Origin of the sequence: Actinoplanes sp. M2I2 (genome assembly GCF_023544445.1) — a bacterium.
Lineage (GTDB): Bacteria > Actinomycetota > Actinomycetes > Mycobacteriales > Micromonosporaceae > Actinoplanes.
The window spans coordinates 78,830-95,287 of sequence record NZ_JALPVJ010000016.1 but is presented as its reverse complement, the minus strand read 5'-3'; the positions used below and the strand labels follow the sequence as shown (position 1 = coordinate 95,287).

18 protein-coding genes are annotated in these 16,458 nt (G+C 72.4%); 13 read left to right on the top strand and 5 right to left on the bottom strand.

Features of this window, described 5'->3' with window-relative positions; all coding sequences use genetic code 11:
* Nucleotides 1-40: 40 nt before the first annotated feature.
* Nucleotides 41-982, top strand: a complete 942-nt coding sequence (locus HJC40_RS30330) for a sulfite exporter TauE/SafE family protein (RefSeq protein WP_250006259.1) — start codon at nt 41-43, stop codon at nt 980-982.
* Between the two features lie 159 nt (nt 983-1,141).
* Here HJC40_RS30330 and HJC40_RS30325 read toward each other — a convergent pair whose 3' ends face one another.
* Nucleotides 1,142-1,345: a hypothetical protein gene (locus HJC40_RS30325; RefSeq protein WP_250006257.1), complete on the bottom strand. Its 204-nt coding sequence runs from the start codon at nt 1,343-1,345 to the stop codon at nt 1,142-1,144.
* Between the two features lie 76 nt (nt 1,346-1,421).
* Here HJC40_RS30325 and HJC40_RS30320 point away from each other — a divergent pair, with 76 nt between their 5' ends.
* Complete coding sequence (locus HJC40_RS30320) at nt 1,422-1,994, top strand: TetR/AcrR family transcriptional regulator (protein WP_250006255.1); 573 nt, start codon at nt 1,422-1,424, stop codon at nt 1,992-1,994.
* Nucleotides 1,995-2,005: 11 nt separating this feature from the next.
* Here the strand turns inward: HJC40_RS30320 and HJC40_RS30315 are convergent, their stop codons facing one another.
* Nucleotides 2,006-3,457: a PLP-dependent aminotransferase family protein gene (locus tag HJC40_RS30315; protein ID WP_284043941.1), complete on the bottom strand. Its 1,452-nt coding sequence runs from the start codon at nt 3,455-3,457 to the stop codon at nt 2,006-2,008.
* Between the two features lie 83 nt (nt 3,458-3,540).
* On the opposite strand from HJC40_RS30315, the gene HJC40_RS30305 reads away from it, so the two are divergent.
* The 8 genes from HJC40_RS30305 to HJC40_RS30270 all read left to right on the top strand — a co-directional run bounded on the left by HJC40_RS30305 (nt 3,541) and on the right by HJC40_RS30270 (nt 9,134).
* Nucleotides 3,541-4,392: an EamA family transporter gene (locus tag HJC40_RS30305; RefSeq protein ID WP_250006254.1), complete on the top strand. Its 852-nt coding sequence runs from the start codon at nt 3,541-3,543 to the stop codon at nt 4,390-4,392.
* A 209-nt stretch (nt 4,393-4,601) separates the two neighbouring features.
* Nucleotides 4,602-4,799 (top strand): hypothetical protein, encoded by a 198-nt coding sequence (locus HJC40_RS30300; protein WP_250006253.1) that lies wholly within the window; start codon nt 4,602-4,604, stop codon nt 4,797-4,799.
* 124 nt (nt 4,800-4,923) lie between these two features.
* Nucleotides 4,924-5,355 carry a hypothetical protein gene (locus HJC40_RS30295; RefSeq protein ID WP_250006251.1) on the top strand — a complete coding sequence of 144 codons (432 nt, stop codon included), beginning with the start codon at nt 4,924-4,926 and terminating at the stop codon, nt 5,353-5,355.
* A 139-nt stretch (nt 5,356-5,494) separates the two neighbouring features.
* Nucleotides 5,495-6,355 carry a hypothetical protein gene (locus HJC40_RS30290; RefSeq protein WP_250006249.1) on the top strand — a complete coding sequence of 287 codons (861 nt, stop codon included), beginning with the start codon at nt 5,495-5,497 and terminating at the stop codon, nt 6,353-6,355.
* Between the two features lie 29 nt (nt 6,356-6,384).
* Nucleotides 6,385-6,921 (top strand): RNA polymerase sigma factor, encoded by a 537-nt coding sequence (locus HJC40_RS30285; RefSeq protein ID WP_250006247.1) that lies wholly within the window; start codon nt 6,385-6,387, stop codon nt 6,919-6,921.
* Entirely contained in the window at nt 6,918-7,802 is an 885-nt protein-coding gene (locus HJC40_RS30280; RefSeq protein ID WP_250006245.1) for a hypothetical protein, read from the top strand. The genes HJC40_RS30285 and HJC40_RS30280 overlap by 4 nt, the downstream gene beginning before the upstream one ends.
* A gap of 247 nt (nt 7,803-8,049) precedes the next feature.
* Nucleotides 8,050-8,556 carry a GNAT family N-acetyltransferase gene (locus tag HJC40_RS30275; RefSeq protein WP_250006243.1) on the top strand — a complete coding sequence of 169 codons (507 nt, stop codon included), beginning with the start codon at nt 8,050-8,052 and terminating at the stop codon, nt 8,554-8,556.
* Nucleotides 8,557-8,714: 158 nt separating this feature from the next.
* Nucleotides 8,715-9,134, top strand: a complete 420-nt coding sequence (locus HJC40_RS30270; protein WP_250006242.1) for a nitroreductase family deazaflavin-dependent oxidoreductase — start codon at nt 8,715-8,717, stop codon at nt 9,132-9,134.
* A 139-nt stretch (nt 9,135-9,273) separates the two neighbouring features.
* Here the strand turns inward: HJC40_RS30270 and HJC40_RS30265 are convergent, their stop codons facing one another.
* Entirely contained in the window at nt 9,274-10,239 is a 966-nt protein-coding gene (locus HJC40_RS30265) for an alpha/beta hydrolase (RefSeq protein ID WP_250006241.1), read from the bottom strand.
* A gap of 131 nt (nt 10,240-10,370) precedes the next feature.
* Between HJC40_RS30265 and HJC40_RS30260 the strand changes: the two genes are divergently transcribed.
* Both HJC40_RS30260 and HJC40_RS30255 read left to right on the top strand, forming a co-directional pair.
* Nucleotides 10,371-11,567, top strand: a complete 1,197-nt coding sequence (locus HJC40_RS30260; protein WP_250006240.1) for a sensor histidine kinase — start codon at nt 10,371-10,373, stop codon at nt 11,565-11,567.
* Nucleotides 11,564-12,232: a response regulator transcription factor gene (locus HJC40_RS30255; RefSeq protein ID WP_250006239.1), complete on the top strand. Its 669-nt coding sequence runs from the start codon at nt 11,564-11,566 to the stop codon at nt 12,230-12,232. The genes HJC40_RS30260 and HJC40_RS30255 overlap by 4 nt, the downstream gene beginning before the upstream one ends.
* 462 nt (nt 12,233-12,694) lie before the next feature.
* On the opposite strand, the gene HJC40_RS30250 is transcribed toward HJC40_RS30255, so the two are convergent.
* Nucleotides 12,695-13,687: a LacI family DNA-binding transcriptional regulator gene (locus HJC40_RS30250; RefSeq protein WP_250006511.1), complete on the bottom strand. Its 993-nt coding sequence runs from the start codon at nt 13,685-13,687 to the stop codon at nt 12,695-12,697.
* Nucleotides 13,688-13,942: 255 nt separating this feature from the next.
* Nucleotides 13,943-14,941, bottom strand: coding sequence for a LacI family DNA-binding transcriptional regulator (locus tag HJC40_RS30245; protein ID WP_250006509.1), 999 nt, complete (start codon nt 14,939-14,941; stop codon nt 13,943-13,945).
* A 468-nt stretch (nt 14,942-15,409) separates the two neighbouring features.
* On the opposite strand from HJC40_RS30245, the gene HJC40_RS30240 reads away from it, so the two are divergent.
* The gene (locus HJC40_RS30240; RefSeq protein WP_374273093.1) at nt 15,410-16,432 is read left to right on the top strand and encodes an ABC transporter substrate-binding protein; all 1,023 of its coding nucleotides are present in this window, start codon (nt 15,410-15,412) and stop codon (nt 16,430-16,432) included.
* Nucleotides 16,433-16,458 lie beyond the last annotated feature (26 nt).

The window sequence follows — 16,458 nt, the reverse complement described above, 5'->3', positions numbered from 1 at the left end:
CGAGCAACGTCCCCCATCCTGCGCCCGGACTGGAGCGACCATGAGAAAGCTGATCCTCCTGGCCCTCGTCGGCCTGGGAGCGCAACTCGTCGACGGCAGCCTGGGCATGGCCTACGGCGTGACGTCGACGACGCTGCTCCTCGCCATCGGCACGAACCCGGCCGCGGCGTCGGCCACGGTCCACCTGGCCGAGATCGGCACCACGCTCGTCTCCGGCGTCGCGCACTGGAAGTTCGGCAACGTCGACTGGAAGGTCGTCCTCAAGATCGGCGTGCCCGGCGCGGTCGGGGCGTTCGCCGGGGCCACGTTCCTCTCCGGGCTCTCCACCGAGACCGCCGCCCCGCTGATGGCGCTGATCCTGCTGGCGCTCGGCCTGTACGTCTTCATCCGCTTCACCACGATGGGCCTGCCCAAGGGCCGGCTCGGCCTGCCGCTGCGCAAGCGTTTCCTGGCGCCGCTGGGTCTGGTGGCGGGCTTCGTCGACTCGACCGGTGGCGGTGGCTGGGGCCCGGTGGGCACGCCGGCGATCCTGGCCAGCGGCCGGCTCGAGCCCCGCAAGACGATCGGCTCGATCGACACCAGCGAGTTCCTCGTCGCGGTGGCGGCGAGCCTCGGCTTCCTGATCGGGCTGGGCTCCGAGAACGTCGACTTCGGCTGGGTGGCCGCCCTGCTGATCGGTGGCGTGATCGCCGCGCCCATCGCCGCCTGGCTGGTCCGGCACATCCCGCCGCGCGTGCTGGGCGCCGCGGTCGGTGGCGTGATCATCCTGACCAACAGCCGGACGCTGCTCCGCTCCGACTGGATCGACGCGTCGGACGGTGCCCGCTACTCGATCTATGCGGTCATCTACGTGGTCTGGGCGGCCGCCCTGGCCTATTCGTTCCGCGAGCACCGCAAGAACGCCGCGGAGGAGCGCCGGATCATCGAAGAGGCCGAGGCCCGTACGGCGGACGAGCAGCGCCGCGAGACCGAGCCCGCCTGACCCCACCCGACCCTGGACCGCGCCTCGCTCCCGCGTGATCCACCAGATACGCCCCAGTGGCCGCGCCGACAACCGTCGGCGCGGCCACTGCCGTTTCGCCGCCGGCCGCTGCCGGTTCAGGTGGTGGTGCGGCGGCTGCCCCAGCCGGCCGCTGCCGGTTCAGGTGGTGGTGCGGCGGCTGCCCCAGCCGGCCAGGAGCACGCCGGCCAGGGCCAGCACCACGTGCCCGGCCAGCTGGACGCCGAAGCCGCCTGGCAGCCAGCTCAGGAGTCCGGCGTTGTCGTGGTCGACGAGCTGGCGGATGGCGCCCTGCGCCCCGACGACCAGCAGGATCATTCCGATGACCAGCATGACTGTCCGCATGCCCAACCCTCCCCGCTATCCTGGTACGTCCGTACCATAACACGTAGTGGTACGTGCGTACCAGAACGGAGGCCGGATGCCCCGGCAGGTCGACCACGACGAGCGGCGGCGGCACATCGCGGCCGCGGTGTGGCGGATCGCCGCCGTCGGCGGGCTCGAGGACGCGACGATCCGGCGGGTCGCCGCCGAGGCCGGAGTGCCCGCGCGGCAGCTCCAGTACTACTTCGGCAGCCGCGACGACCTGCTGCTGGGCGCGCTCGACCTGCTCAACAAGGAGGGCGAGGCCGAGGCCCAGGAACGGGTCGCCGCGCTGGGTCCCGCCCCCACGCCGCGCCAGATCCTGCGCAGCGTCCTGCTCGAGTTCCTGCCGCTGGACGAGAGCCGCCGGCGCCGCCAGCTGGTGCACGCCGCGTACTTCGTCCGCTTCCTGGGAGACGACACGTTGCGGGAGCGGATCCGGGACACGCCCCCGGAGCTGGAGGGCCTGATCGCCCTGCTGCTGCCGGAGGACCGGCGCGACGAGGCCGACTTCCTGCTCGCCGGGGCGGCGGGCCTGCAGGGCCAGGTGCTGCTCGGGCAGATGACCGCGGAGCGTGCCGTCGACCTGATCGACCGCCAGCTCGACCGGGTCTTCGCCGCGTCGGCCTGATCGTCCGGGAGTCAGCCGGGGCACGTGTGCCGGACGGCTTCGGCGAGGGTGCGGATGCCGCGGCGGATCTGGAGTTCGCTGATGTTGCCGAAGCCGAGGACGAGAGCGGGCGGGCGCGGCTCGGCCGCGCCCGCCGGCGCGAACCGGTAATGGGCCAGCCCGTTGACTCGGACGCCCATGGCTGCCGCGGTCGCCACGACCGCGGGTTCGGAGGTCTCGTCGGGCAGGCGCAGCTGGGCGTGGCAGCCGGCCGCCAGCCCGTGCAGTCGCCCGGGCCCGAAGGCGAGTTCGGCTTCGGCGGCCAGCACGTCCCGGCGGGCGTGGTAGACCTCCCGCACGCGCCGCAGGTGGCGGTCGAAGCGGCCCGTCTCCATGAGCAGCGCGAGCGCTTCCTGGTCCAGGCCGGGGGCGCCGCGACTGCTGAGCCGCTTCTCCTCGACGATCCCGGCCACGAACCGAGCGGGCGCGAGCACCCAGCCCAGCCGGATCGCGGGTGCGAGCGTCTTGCTGACCGATCCCAGAGCGATCACCCGGTCCGGGTTGAGGCCCTGGATGGAGCCGACCGGCTGGCGGTCGTATCGGAACTCGGCGTCGTAGTCGTCCTCGAGGATGACCCCGTCGACCTCGTCCGCCCAGGCCGCCAGGTCGCGTCGCCGGGACGGGCCGAGCACGACGCCGGTGGGGCACTGGTGGGCCGGTGTCAGCAACACCGCCCGGGCCCCGGTCGCGCGCAGGCGGCCCACGTCCAGGCCGTGGTCGTCGACGGGAACCGGCACGGGGTCCAGGCCGGCGCGGAGGGCGATGACGTCGTGCTCCCGGGGACCGGGATCCTCCAGCGCGATGCGCTCGATGCCGTGCTGTGCCAGCGTCGCGAGGGCGAACGTCAGTCCCTGCCGGAAGCCGGAGACGACGACGGCGTCCTCGGCGACCGCGCAGCCCGACCGGACGCGACGGTGGTAGGCGGTGACAACCTCTCGCAGGTGCCGCGAACCGGCCGGGTCCTCGTCACCCAGCTCGGCGGTCGGCAGGGTCCGCGTCGCCTCCGACACCGCCCAACTCCAGTCGGTCAACGGCACCGAGCCCAGATCGGGAATGCCGTACTCGAAGTCGACCTCGACCCGGCGGACCGACGGGGGCGAGGCCGGGGGGACGCCGAGCCCTCGCCGGGCCGGCCCGGCCTCCGGCGGAGTGGACGACAGGGCGGCCACCCGGGTCCCGGAGCCGACCGCGGACTCCACGTAGCCCTCGGCCAGCAACTGCTCGTAGGCCTCGACGACCGTGCCGCGGGACACGCCGAGCAGCTCGGCCAGTCGCCGGGTCGACGGCAAGCGCTCGCCGGCGCCCAGCCGTCGATCGCGGATCGCCGCCCGCAACTGGTCCTGGAGCTGGAAACCGAGCGGACCGGCGTCGCGGTCCAGCGCCACCAGAAAGTCGGGGCCACCGCGGGCCCAGTCCACCGTCATGCCACCAGTACACCAAATGGCCCACTCCACAGGTCCACGAGTGGACCTTCATACTGGACCGCATCACCAGCAGGCTGAATGCCATGACACTCGGTATCCTTCTCGCGCTCTCGTCGGCTCTCGCCTACGGCGCCGCGGACCTCCTCGGCGGTGTCGGGTCGCGCCGGCACTCCTCCTGGCAGATCGTTCTGGTCGGGCAGGCCGCCGGCGCGCTCGTCATGCTCCTGGCCGGCCTGATGCGGCCGGGCAACCCCGCCCCGGGCGACTTCGCCTGGGCGCTCCTGGCCGGAGTCGGCTCGGCGACCGGCAGCATCTTCCTGTTCCGCGGGCTCGCCCGTGGCCGGATGGGCCTCGTGGCGCCGATCTCGGCCGTCGGCGCCGCGGTCCTGCCCGTGCTGGTGGGTGTGGCCCTCGGTGACCGTCCCGGCTGGCTGGCGGGGGTCGGTGTGCTCGCCGCGCTTCCAGGGATCTGGTTGGTCTCCCGGGACACCACGTCGGATCGGCCGGCCGGTACCCGCGAAGCGCTCCTCGACGGAGCCATCGCGGGCGTCGGCTTCGGGGTCCTGTTCGTCGCCCTCGCCCAGATCTCCGCGGACGCCGGTATGCTGCCGCTCGCCGCCAACCAACTGGTCGGCGCGATCCTGACCATGGTCGCCGCCGCCGGCCTCCGACAGCCATGGCGCCCCCGCCGCGGCATGGGCGCCGGCGTGGCCGGCTGGGGCGGCGCCTCCGGCGTGCTCGGCGCCTCCGGCACCCTCGCCTTCATTCTCGCCACTGGAACGACCAGCCTCGCCATCGCCGCCGTCCTTGCCTCCCTCTATCCGGCCGTCACCGTTCTGCTCGCCGCCGGCGTACTCGGAGAGCGGATCGGCACCGCACAACGGACGGGTATCGGGATCTGCCTCCTCGCCGTGGCCACCCTGGCTCTCGGCTGAGCCACACACCACGAATGCTCTCGCCTGAGCGAGGACCCACCACGAAACGGGGATCACGTGCTCTGGCCTGCCGTCGTCGCCGCAGCCCGACTCGGTGAGCCGCAACGGAGGCGAAGGTCGTCGTCGTGGCCGACCAGCATCTCCGGCTCGGCAAGAGAGCGCGGGCGATGGCGGATCGGCCGGCCCGGTGATGGCCTACCGTGGCGCTCATGATGACCGAACTCGCCCAGCGGATCGCCGATGCGCTCAACGAGGCGCTCGACCAGCGCGTCGCCACCGATCACCACCTGCGGCACGTCGAGCGCGGCCTCGCGGCCGGCGGCCCCGAGGAGCCGATCATCGCGCTCACGGTGGACGAGGTGGCCCGCATCGCCGCTCGCACTGCTCGCGACGCCGCGTCCGCGTGAGGACCCGCGCGCTGAGTCCAGGTCCGGCCGGGGGTGACGCCGCCTCGGGGGAGGTGTCCGGCCCCGATAAGCTGGCCCGCGCGCCGCGCCCGGCCGGCGTGCGGTGATCGGAAGCGGGGAGACCATGCACGACGACCTGTTCAGTCCGACGATCCGCGAGCAGCGGGCGCCGGGCCGACCGCCGTGGCGCCCCGAGTCGATCGTCTATCCCGCCTTCTTCGGTGGCCCGCTCGCCGCCGCGACGCTCGGCGTTCTCAACGGTCGCCGGCTCGCCCTGCCGACGAGCCGGCTGCTGCTCATCGCGGTCGCCGGGCTGGCCGGCTTCGGCGCGCGGGTGGTGGTGGGCGCCTTCTCCGACGGCTCGTCCCCCGTACGGCTGGCCGGCACCGCCACCGGCCTGCTGGTGTGGCTGGTCGTGCTCGCCCTGCAACGCGGCCCGTTCCGCCTCGCCGCCCTGCGCGGCCACGGGCCGGCCCGCCTGATCGGCCCCGGTTTCGCGGCGGCGATCGGCTGCGGCCTGCTCGAAGCCGTCCTGCTGCTGGTGCTGGTCCGATGAGCCGGCGACAGGACCGCGTCCGGCGACAGGCCCGGACCCGGCGACAGGCCCGGACCCGGCGACAGGACCGGACCCGGCCACAGGCGGCTGACCAGCGCGCGGCCCGGTGCGCCGCCGCGGCCTGTCCGGTGCCGGCCCGATGAACGCGGCCCTGCACCACGCGCAGGCGCTGCTGGCGACCGGTCGCCCCGAGCAGGCCCTCAGCGAGCTGTCGGCGCTGCCCGCCAACGAGGTCACCGGCTCGTACGCGATGCAGTTGCGGTGTGCCGCCCTGAGCCAGCTCGATCGCTGGGCCGAGGTGGGCGACGCCGCCCGGGCCGGGCTGGGCGCCAACGGGCCCGACCCTGACCTGCTCTTGTGGCTGGGCCGCTCCGAGCACGAGGCGGGTCGCGACCAGGTGGCCGAGCGGGTCTTTCTGGACGGGCTGGCGCTGGCTCCCAACGACGTCGATCTGCTCTGCGCGTACGCGGACCTGTGCGCCTCCGACGGCCAGCTCGACAAGGCCGGCAAGCTGGTGGAGCTGGCCGCCGCCCGGGCCCCGCAGGCCCCGGTGGTCTACGCGACGCGCATCCAGCTGGCCCACGCGCGCGGCGACAACCGTGAGGCTCAGCGGATCAGCCGGGAGTTCGTCGGCGTCCACCCGGAGAACCCGGTCGCGCACGCGCTGCTCGGCGGCACCAGCGCGGCCCGGGGACAGGTCGACGCCGCGTACGAGGGTTTCCGCCAGGCCGCGGCGGCGCGCCCGACCGAGCAGGTCTTCGCCGAGTCCGCGATGGAGTTGCGCGTGGCCCGCCATCCGCTGATGCTGCCGCTGCGGCCCATCCTGCGCTTCGGCGCGGTGAAGACCTGGCTGACGGCGGTCCTCCTGGTCATCGGGCTGCGCGCCGCCGGGCTGCCCGTCCTGGCCGGTCTGCTGGGTTTCGCCTGGCTCGCGTTCTGCGTCTACTCGTGGGTGGTGCCGCCCCTCGTGCGCAAACGTGTGCTGCGCGGGTGGCGGTGAAAGACCCGGCCGCGAGCCGGACATAACCCATGGTGAACCCTGACGATCGCCGGCAGCGGTTCGAGACGGTCGCGCCCGCGGTGATCGCCGCCGTGCGCCGCTACCTGGCCCGGCGTACCGACCCGGCCACCGCCGACGACGTGCTCCAGGAGACGCTGCTGGTCTGCTGGCGCCGCTTCGACGAGGCCTTCGCGGGCGACGTGCTGCCCTGGGCGTACGGGGTGGCGCGCCTCTGCCTGGCCAATGCCGAGCGCTCCCACCGCAGGCAGGGCCGGCTGCTCACCCGGATGCGGCAGTTCGGCCCGCCGACCGTCGTGCCCGCGCCGGACCTGCCGGACGAGGACCTGGCGTCGGCGTTGCGAGCGCTGCGCCCCGCGGACGCGGAACTGGTGCGGCTGTGGGCCTGGGAGGAGCTGACCCCGTCGCAGATCGCCACCGTGCTGGGCATCAGCGCGAACGCGGTCAGCATCCGCCTGCACCGGGCCAAGCAGAAACTGCGCCACGAGTTGCGAAAGACCGCCGCCGCCGCCGGACATGAGGAGTCGACAGAAGGGAGCCGGCCATGACGGACGACGACCTGCGCGCACGCCTGCGCCGGGCCGACCCGGCCGCCGACCTGCCGCCGCCGGCTCCCGACCGGGTTTCCCGACTCCTGGAGAACACGATGACCACGCCGGCCACCGCCCCACACCGTTCCGCCCCGCCCCGTTCCGCCCCAGGCCGGTCCGCCTCGGGCCGGTCCGCCTCGGGCCGGTTCGCCTCGGGCCGGTTCGCCTCGGGCCGGTTCGCCTCGGGCCGGTCCGCCTCGGGCCGGTTCGCCTCGGGCCGGTCCGCCTCGGGCCGGTCCGCCTCGGGCCGGTCCGCCTCCGGCCGGTTCGCCCCGCTACGGCCCGCCCCGCGCCGGTTCGCTCGACGCGGTCCGGCTCCGCTGATCGCGACGGCTGCGGCCGCGCTGGTGCTGATCGCCGCGCTCGGCACGTGGTTCCTGCTGCGCCCCGACAACGATCCTGGAGCTCCCGTGGCTGCCCCCACCGTCACCACTTCTACGTCCGACGCTTCCACGTCCGGCGCTCCCACGTCCGGCGCTCCCACGGCCGGCGGCCCCACCGTCACCGACATCACTGCGTCCGGTGTCGCCGCCAAGTGCGTCGAGCCGTCCGCCGATCGCCTGAGGGAGGCGGCCGACTTCGCCTTCGCCGGCACCGTCACCGCCGTCGACGGCAAAGCGGTGACGCTCAAAGTCACCAAGGTCTACCGCGGCACCCCCACCGACGAAGTCCGTGTAGCCCAGACCGGCGACATCTCCGAGACCCTGATGGGCAGCGGGAAGTTCGAGGCCGGCCGGGACTACCTGGTCGCCTCCGCCGAAGGTGCGATGCTGATCTGCGGCTACAGCGGCGAGGCGGCGTCCCCCGGCCTGGCCGAGCTGTACGTCGCCGCGTTCTGAAGCGCGGTCGAGGTGGGTATGACGCCGCTTCCGAGGCGCTCCAAGCGTGCGGTGTGGCGTCATGTTCCATGGACGCGGCCGTCGGTCGCCGCCTCACAGAGCGCCCGCTCACCTTTCGTGGGCGCGGTCGTCGGTCGCCCCCTCAGCAGGGGGCCCGTTCACCTTTCGTGGGCGCGGCCGTCGGTCGCCCCCTCAGCAGAGCGCCCGTTCACTTGCGGGCGCCCGTCGTCGATCAGACGGGAGTTCCATGAGCAGCACCCTTGTTCGTCCGATGCGGATCACCGATGCCGAGGCGGTACTCGCGCTCTATCAGGCCGGCCTCGACGGCGGAAACGCCAGCTTCGAGACAGCCGCGCCCGCGTGGGAGGCGTTCGACGCGGGCCGGCTCGACGAGCACCGACTCGTAGCGGTCGACGCCGACGAACAAGTGCTCGGCTGGGTCGCCGTCACCCCCGTGTCGAGCCGTCCCGTCTACGCGGGCGTGGTCGAACACTCGATCTACGTCGACCCCGCCGCCCAGGGCCGCGGAATCGGCCGAACCCTGCTGAACGCCCTGATCGCCTCCACCGAAGCGGCCGGCATCTGGACGATCCAGTCCGGCATCTTCCCGGAGAACACGGCCAGCCTGGCCCTGCACCGATCGTGCGGCTTCCGCACCGTAGGCGTCCGCGAGCGCGTAGCCCGGCACGCCACCCGAGCCAACCGCTGGCGCGACGTGACCCTCCTCGAACGCCGCAGCCCACTGGTGAACTGAGGAGCTCGGCGGGCGGTTGCTGACCAGCACCCTGCCGGACCAGGGCACGGGGGCGTTCGTGTCCGGGTGTTGCCGGCCGATCCGGTGACCGCGACCGCGTGTCCGGGCCATCGGACGGAACACGGATTGACGTGGCAGTCCCGGGGTACCTTCCGCGGGTGACTTCAGCGACTGAACTGCACGGACCTCCGCACGTTGCTCGTTATCTGGAGACCGACGGCGAGGACGGCTATTACTGGCGTAACGGGACCGAGATCCTCATCCTGTTCACCAGGGGCCGGAAGACAGGCGAGCAGCGTTCACACGCGCTCATCTTCCGCGAGCACAACGGCGCCTACCTGGTGGTCGCGTCGAAGGGCGGCGCCGAGGCGCCTCCCGCGTGGTTCGTGAACCTGCGGGAAGAGCCGGCGGTCGAGGTCCAGATCAAGGGCGACCGCTTCCCGGCGACCGCGCGCGTGGCGACGCCCGAGGAGAAGCCGGAGATGTGGGCCAAGATGACCGAGGTCTGGCCCGACTACGACGAATACCAGACGAAGACCTCGCGCGAGATCCCGGTCGTCGTGCTCGAGCGAGCCTGAGCCGTCCCTCGCACGGCGGGCCGGTCACGTTCCGGCCCGCCGATTGGACACGTTCCGGCCCGCCGATTGGACACGTTCCGGCCCGCCGGGTTGGACCCGCTTGCAGACCCGCCGGCCCGCGGGCCGACACGCACCCCGATCATCGGCGGGCCAGCTCGTCGAGGATGTCGACCGATGCGGCCCAACCGGCCTGGTCGGCCGCGTGCGAGGTGGCGACCGACCGGACGTCGAACGTGTTGGCCGGAGTGAGCCGGTCTGCCTCGGCGATCATCCTGTCCTGCAGAGGGAGGGGGATCATCCGGTCGCGGGTGTGCCGGATATAGGTCCGCGGGATCGTTCCCCACGTTTTCTTGTGGCCGCGCGCGTCTGCCAGGGGCACCTGCGACGACTCGTCGGGATGGGAGCCGTTCAACATGGACATGAACTCCGCCTCGGTGGCGTCCGCGCACAGCGCCTCCTTCAGCTTCGCCAGCACGGCGGGATCGTTCGTGCGGAAGTTCGTCCGCGTCGCGCCGATCACCCGCGGATCGCCCACCGAGGCGCCGCCCAGCCCGAGAATCAGGGTGCCGGCCGCCTCGGGGGTCTGCAGATAGTCACCCACCGTCGGCAGGTCGACGCAGCAGAAGGCGGAGCTGTAGACCAACCGGCTGATCAATCCCGGCACCTCGTTGGCGACCCGGCTGACCGTGGCGCCGCCCATGCTGCCGCCCCACAGGATCACCGGGCCGAGGCGGGCCGCGCGGCGCACCACGGCCACGGTCGCCGCGACGTAGTCGTCCAGGGTGATGCCGGCCATCGGTGACGGCTCGGTCGCCAGCGCGGCCAGATCTTGCGGGGCCTGATAGGAGCGGCGGAACTGGCCGGCGCCGACCCCGTGACCGGGCAGCTCGACGCCGACCGTGCGGTGGCCGCGCAGGGTGAGCTCGGCGTCGCCGGTCGGCGCCCCGTTGGCCCCGGTCACCAGCACGAAGGTGGTCACCTCGCGGCGCGGCGGCCGGCTGCCCCGGGCGACGGCCGGTGTGGCGGTTACCGCCGCAGCGCCGGCGGCGGCGCCGAGCAGCCCCCGCCTCGTCATCCTGGTCATGGTCGTCGTCGTGGTCGTCATGGCCTTCTCCTTCGCTGTTGTCGCCTCCATTCAGCCCGAGGGCGGCCGGTCCGCGGCAGCGGAGAAAGTAGGTGCCTGGCCCCTACTTTGGTAGGGTCCGCCCCCTCGCCCCGACCGGTAGCGTCGGGCCCATGAAGCGGCGTGACGTGCTGATCGACGGCGTGCTGCTGTCCGTGCTCGTTGCGGCAGCGGCGCTCGGCGGCGTGCTGACTGCGCTCGTCACCGGGCCGGCACCTTCCTCGGCGTACGTCTGGACGGTCGTCGCGATTCAGACGGTGACCTCCGCAGTCGTGCTGTTGCGGCGACGCCGGCCGACGGCCACAGCGGTGACCATCGTCGCCTCCGCGCTCGTGCAGACCTTCGTGGCGTTCGCCGCGCCGACGGCGACAGCCGAGGCGCTGCTGTCGGTGAGCGCCTGGGTTCCGATCGCGCTGTCCGTGGTGGTGGAGAACATCACCGAGCGAGGCGTTCCGCGCGCCTGGTCGGCGGTCATCTGGACGTTGATCGGGCTGTTGGCCGTGGTCAGCACGAGACCGTGGGAGCCGACGGCGAGTCTCGTGGTCAACGGCCTGTTGCACAGTGCGGTCGCGCCGCTGTTCGCCCTCTATCTCGCGGCCCGGCGCCGCAAGATGCAGCTGCTCGCCGAGCGGGCCGAGCGGGCCGAGCGGGAGCAGTGGTGGCGGGCGGAGCAGGCCCGGGCCGAGGAACGCGCCCGCTTGGCCGCCGAGCTGCACGATCTGGTCGCGCATCGCGTCACGCTGATGACGTTGCAGGCCGGCGCGCTGACGGTCCAAGCGGCCGACGACGACATCCGAGCCGCCGCGGAAGACCTGCGGGCGAACGGCGCCCTGGCGCTCGACGAGCTGCGCGAGCTGGTCGGGGTGCTGCGGCGGGGCGGCCCGCCGACGGAGACACCACTGGACGAGACGTCCTTGCCGCCGCTCGCCGAGCTGGTCGACGAGGCCGGGCGGGCCGGGCAGCAGGTAGAACTCGTGGTGGCCGGCGAGCCGACGGGGCTGTCCCGGGTGACCGGCCGGACGGCCTATCGCGTGGTGCGCGAGGCGCTGACGAACGCGCGCAAACATGCGAGTGGCGCCGCCGTACGGGTCGATGCGCAATACCATCCCGAGCGCCTGCGCATCGTCGTCCACAACGGGGCCGGTCGGCCGTCGTTGTGTGCCCGGGGGAGCGGGGCCGGGCTGGCCGGGTTGCGGGAGCGGGTCGAGTCGATCGGCGGAACGCTCGACGTCGGCCCTGACGGATCGGGTGGCTTCCGGCTCGAGACCGTGATGCCCACGACCGTGCGGGCCGACCGGGGGGCGCGGTGACCGAGATCCGGGTGCTCATCGTCGACGACGAGCCACTGGTGTGCCGTCATCTCGGCACCATCCTCGCCGCCGCACCGGACATCGTGGTGGTCGGGACGGCCTCGGACGGGGCCGAGGCGGCCGAAACCGTGGTGCGGCAACGGCCTGATCTCGTGCTGATGGATCTGCGCATGCCCGGTGTGGACGGACTCGCGGCCACCGCGCGCATCCGGGCGTTGCCCTCGCCACCGGTCGTGCTCGTGCTGACGACGTTCGACGCCGACAGCTACGTGATCCGCGCGCTCCGGGCCGGCGCGGCCGGCTACCTGGTCAAGTCGACGCCGCCGGGCGATCTGCTCGACCTGATCCGGGTGGCCGCACGGGGGCACACCGTCCTGTCCCCGATCGCGAAGGACGGTCTGGTCGGGGTGTCGGCCACCGCCCAGGACGAGCGCGAGGCGGCACTCGCCCGCATCGCCGCTCTGACCGACCGCGACCGCGATGTCCTGATTGCCCTTGGTGACGGTCTGTCCAACGCCGACGTTGCCCGCCGTCTGTTCCTGTCCGAGACGACGGTCAAAGGTTATGTGTCCCAGCTGTTCGACAAGCTCGGCTGTGCCAACCGCACCCAGGCCGGCCTCCTGGCGCGGTCCGCCGGTCTGACGTCTCCGACAGACCAGGCTTGAGGCTTGATGCCCGCCCCCGCCGACCGGGACGACGATGGCGTCGAGCGGGCCGGTTGGGGGATGTTCACAGCAATGCCCATGGCGAGCCGGGACCGCTCGGTTGGGACTTCGGCCGCTACATTGGGCACCCAGCCGGGGTCATCCTCCCCTTGACGCCCCCAGCCGGGTCCTCTTCCCATGTCAGCGCCACAGGTCAGCGACCCTGGCGAGACCTGTTAACGCTAACAGATTCTTTCGGGCCGGTACAGAGGTGAGACAGTTCTGCCACGGCGAGTACGCGATAGCGGGCCCGGATCGCCGTGGGTGTGCGTGCGCGGCGGCAGGACGGCTGCGCTGGCGGGGCGGCTGCGGGGCGGGACGGCTGTGGGTGGGTGGGCGCCGTGTGTGGGAAGCGGGGTGCGGTTGTACCAGGCCGGTCGCGCGGTGAGCGGGTTATCGGGTCGCGCGCGAAAGGGCGATGTGTCAGCGGCTGGGGGGCGGGGCGACGCTGTCGCGGGAGACCAGGGTGGGGGCGATCGTGCGGCGGGCGGTCAGGTCGGGGGCCCCGGACTCGATCTGGGCGAGCAGCAGTTCGACGCTGGCCGTGGCCACCGCGTCGAAGTCGGGGCGGACGGTGGTGAGCGGGGGTGAGTAGTAGGCCGCCTGCGGCACGTCGTCGAAGCCGACGATGCTGATCTCCTCGGGCACCCGGCGGCCGTGCTCGCTCAGGGCGCGCAGCAGGCCCAGTGCGATGTGGTCGTTGGCGGTGAAGATCGCCGTCACCTCGTCGAGGCGGGCCAGCAGCTTGCCGTTGCGGTAGCCCGACTCGGCGCTCCAGTCGCCGGTCAGCAGGGGCGGCTGTTCGGCGCCGGCGTCCTGCAGGGCTTCCTGCCAGCCGCGCACGCGACCGGCGGCGTCGAACCAGTCGGCCGGGCCGGAGATGTGCCAGACCGTGGAGTGGCCGGCCGCCAGCAGGTGCTCGGTGGCGGCCCGGGCGCCGGCCACCTGGTCGACCGTCACGAGGGTGCTGGCCCGTTCCGGATCGCCGTCGATCGTGACCAGCGGGATGTCCTCGGGGAGGCGGGCCAGGGCGGGGCCGGCGCTGGCCACGGGGGCGATCACGACCAGGCCGGCGACGCGCTGGTCGAGGTGGCGTTCGACGGCGTCGGCGATGGAGCGTTCGTTGAGGCTGCGGACGCTGCCCACGTTCACCGCGAAGCCGCTGTCCTGCGCCGCCTGCTCGAAGGCCGTGAGCATCGAGGCCGGGCCGTAGAGCGCGGTGTTCGGCGCGACGACGCCGATCACCTTGGACGTGCCGGTGACCAGGGCGCGGGCCGTGCGGTTGGGGCGGTAGCCCAGTTCGGCGATCGCCGCGCGCACCTTGAGGCGGGTGGGCTCGCTGACGTTGGGATGCTCGTTGAGGACCCGGGACACGGTCTGGTGCGACACTCCCGCCAGCCTGGCGACATCCATCATGCCCGGCGGCCGCCCGCGTTTCACGCTCACCCGTACCCCGCATCCCCTGGTTCCGGGCAGGATATCTCCTCACCGGCCACGGCTGTGACGTGCGGGTACGCCGCGCCGCGGAAATCACAACGCGCCCGGTGTCATCGCCCCGGGCGCCGCCGTCGCGGGAGCGGTCCCACCATGTCGCGGGGAAGGGAGCGACTGAGGATCAGTGCTCGCCGGGCGTTGCCGTCGCGGAGCTGTCGTGCGACGCCGGGTGGGGGATCAGGGCGCGCGCCGGGGGCCGCTGCTCGTGCGGACGACCAGCTGGGGAGCGACCAGGATGCGGTCGGGTGGTGGCACCTCGGGGGCGGTGGCCATGTGCTCCAGCAGCAGCGACAGGCTACGGCGGCCCAGTTCGGCGAAGTCCTGGTGGACCGTGGTCAGCGGCGGCACGAAGAACCCCGAGTCGGGCATGTCGTCGAAGCCGACCACGCTCACGTCCTCGGGCACCCGCCGGCCGGCCTCGTGCAGGGCCCGCAACACCCCGAGGGCGATCCGGTCGTTCGCGCAGAAGATCGCGGTGACGGCCGGGTCCTGGGCCATCGCCCGGCCCTGGGCATAGCCCGACTCGGCGTCCCACCAGCCGTGCTCGACCGCCGGCACCACCGCGCCGGCCGCGTAGAGGGTCCGGCGCCAGCCCTCGATCCGTTCCACCGACTCGGGCCAGTCGGCCGGGCCGGCCGCGTGGTGGACGGTGGCGTGGCCGAGGTCGAGTAGGTGCTGGGTGGCCAGGCGGGCGCCGGCCGCGTTGTCGATGGAGACCGTCGGGGCGGCGTCCGACTCGCCCGCCCCGCCGACGGCCACGCACTGCAGGGACGGCGGGGCCTGGGCCAGGGCCTGATTCACCGACTGCTTCGGGGCGATGGCGATGACCCCGTCGACCGAGTGCTGGGTCAGCCGGTCGACCGCCTCCAGCACCTGCCGGCGGTCGAGGTCACGCACCGACGCGATGCTCACCATGTATCCGGCGGCCCGGGCTGCGCTCTCTATGCCGTACAGCATGGAAGCGGGACCGAACAGCGTGGTCTCGAAGCCGATGATGCCCAGGGTGTCGGACTGCCGGGTGACCAGCGTGCGCGCGGCCAGGTTGCGGCGGTAGTTGAGCGAGCGCATGGCGTCGAGCACCCGCTCGCGGGTCTCGTGCCGGACGTTGGGGTGGTTGTTGAGGACGCGCGACACGGTCTGGTGCGAGACGCCGGCCAGCTTGGCGACGTCGCGCATGACGGTGAGGCGGGGCCGGGCCGTCACGGCGGGGCCGCCGTCGGCTGCGGGCTTCTCGGATGGCAAAGAAAACCTCCACGACCGCGCTACAGGTGACGCGAGAAGCGCTACAGGTGACGCGAGAAGCATTACGGGTGATGCGAAAGGCGTTACGGGTGACGCGGGGAACCGGAACGCGGGCCCACCGGCGAGGGGTCGGATCGCCCGATGTGAGCGCGCACAGTGTAAGGCTCGAGCGAGCCGTGTCCATCGATCCGGGTGGCGTCTTGCTGCACGTTGCGGGATTCGGCAATCTGTCGGTAACAAACCGGTGTTGAAGCCTTGACTCGCTGGTTGAGAACGGTAACACTTCCGGAACGCGGGTCCTGAGGGTGACACCACAGCGACTCGCCGCAACGAAAGCTCCCCTTCGCCGGCCGCCCGTCTTCCCCGCGAGGCGCCGGACCTCAGCCCTGTGAACGTTCACACATGCGCCTTCACATTCAGGAGGATCCAGTGCTCAGAAGACTTTCCCTCGCGGTCGCCGGTGGGCTGCTGCTCACCTCGGCCGTCGCGGGTTGTGGTGCCAGCGACGAAGCCGGTTCCGGCGGCAACAGCGGCGGTGGCGGCGATGACAAGATCACGCTCGGCTTCTCGCAGGTCGGCGCCGAGAGCGGCTGGCGTACGGCCAACACCAAGTCCGTGCAGGAGTCGGCCGCCTCGGCCGGCATCGATCTCAAGTTCTCCGACGCCCAGGGCAAGCAGGAGAACCAGATCAAGGCCATCCGCAACTTCATCACCCAGCGGGTCGACGTCATCGCCTTCTCGCCGGTGGTCGAGAGCGGGTGGGGCACCGTGCTCAAGGAGGCCAAGGACGCCAACATCCCGGTGATCCTGACCGACCGCGCGATCGACGACCCGGACACCACGCTCTACAAGACCTTCATCGGCTCGGACTTCGTCGAGGAGGGCAAGAAGGCCGGCCAGTGGCTGGTCAAGGAGTACGAGGGCAAGAGCGACCCGGTCAACATCGTCGAGCTGCAGGGCTCGCCCGGCGCCGCGCCGGCCAACGACCGCAAGTCGGGCTTCGCCGAGGTCATCAAGGCCGACCCCAAGTTCAAGGTCGTCGCCTCGCAGACCGGTCAGTTCACCCGGACCGACGGCAAGGCCGTGATGGAGACCTTCCTCAAGTCGCAGCCGGACATCGACGTGCTCTACGCCCACAACGACGACATGGGGCTCGGCGCGATCGAGGCCATCGAGGCGGCCGGCAAGAAGCCCGGTACGGACATCAAGATCATCACGGTCGACGCGGTCAAGGACGGCATGACGGCGCTCTCCGAAAACAAGATCAACTTCATTGTGGAGTGCAGCCCGCTCCTCGGCCCACAGCTGATGGACCTGGTCAAGAAGGCCAAGGGCGGCGAGACCATCCCGCAGCGGGTGATCACCAAGGAGACCACCTTCACGCCGGAGCAGGCCAAGGAAGCTCTGCCGTCCCGTCAGTACTGAGTAGCGGCTGGTGGGCCGTCCTGGCC

Bases quoted from the DNA above. Each gene is read 5' to 3' on its own strand.
- HJC40_RS30305 (WP_250006254.1), top strand. From the start codon at position 3,541: ATGACACTCGGTATCCTTCTCGCGCTCTCGTCGGCTCTCGCCTACGGC.
- HJC40_RS30245 (WP_250006509.1), bottom strand. From the start codon at position 14,941: ATGCGCGACGTCGCCAAGCTGGCCGGCGTCTCGCACCAGACCGTGTCG.
- HJC40_RS30290 (WP_250006249.1), top strand. From the start codon at position 5,495: ATGAACGCGGCCCTGCACCACGCGCAGGCGCTGCTGGCGACCGGTCGC.
- HJC40_RS30315 (WP_284043941.1), bottom strand. From the start codon at position 3,457: ATGACGGTGGACTGGGCCCGCGGTGGCCCCGACTTTCTGGTGGCGCTG.
- HJC40_RS30300 (WP_250006253.1), top strand. From the start codon at position 4,602: ATGATGACCGAACTCGCCCAGCGGATCGCCGATGCGCTCAACGAGGCG.
- HJC40_RS30295 (WP_250006251.1), top strand. From the start codon at position 4,924: ATGCACGACGACCTGTTCAGTCCGACGATCCGCGAGCAGCGGGCGCCG.
- HJC40_RS30240 (WP_374273093.1), top strand. From the start codon at position 15,410: ATGCGCCTTCACATTCAGGAGGATCCAGTGCTCAGAAGACTTTCCCTC.
- HJC40_RS30280 (WP_250006245.1), top strand. From the start codon at position 6,918: ATGACGGACGACGACCTGCGCGCACGCCTGCGCCGGGCCGACCCGGCC.
- HJC40_RS30260 (WP_250006240.1), top strand. From the start codon at position 10,371: ATGAAGCGGCGTGACGTGCTGATCGACGGCGTGCTGCTGTCCGTGCTC.
- HJC40_RS30285 (WP_250006247.1), top strand. From the start codon at position 6,385: ATGGTGAACCCTGACGATCGCCGGCAGCGGTTCGAGACGGTCGCGCCC.
- HJC40_RS30320 (WP_250006255.1), top strand. From the start codon at position 1,422: ATGCCCCGGCAGGTCGACCACGACGAGCGGCGGCGGCACATCGCGGCC.
- HJC40_RS30250 (WP_250006511.1), bottom strand. From the start codon at position 13,687: ATGATGGATGTCGCCAGGCTGGCGGGAGTGTCGCACCAGACCGTGTCC.
- HJC40_RS30325 (WP_250006257.1), bottom strand. From the start codon at position 1,345: ATGCGGACAGTCATGCTGGTCATCGGAATGATCCTGCTGGTCGTCGGG.
- HJC40_RS30265 (WP_250006241.1), bottom strand. From the start codon at position 10,239: ATGACGACCACGACGACGACCATGACCAGGATGACGAGGCGGGGGCTG.
- HJC40_RS30275 (WP_250006243.1), top strand. From the start codon at position 8,050: ATGAGCAGCACCCTTGTTCGTCCGATGCGGATCACCGATGCCGAGGCG.
- HJC40_RS30330 (WP_250006259.1), top strand. From the start codon at position 41: ATGAGAAAGCTGATCCTCCTGGCCCTCGTCGGCCTGGGAGCGCAACTC.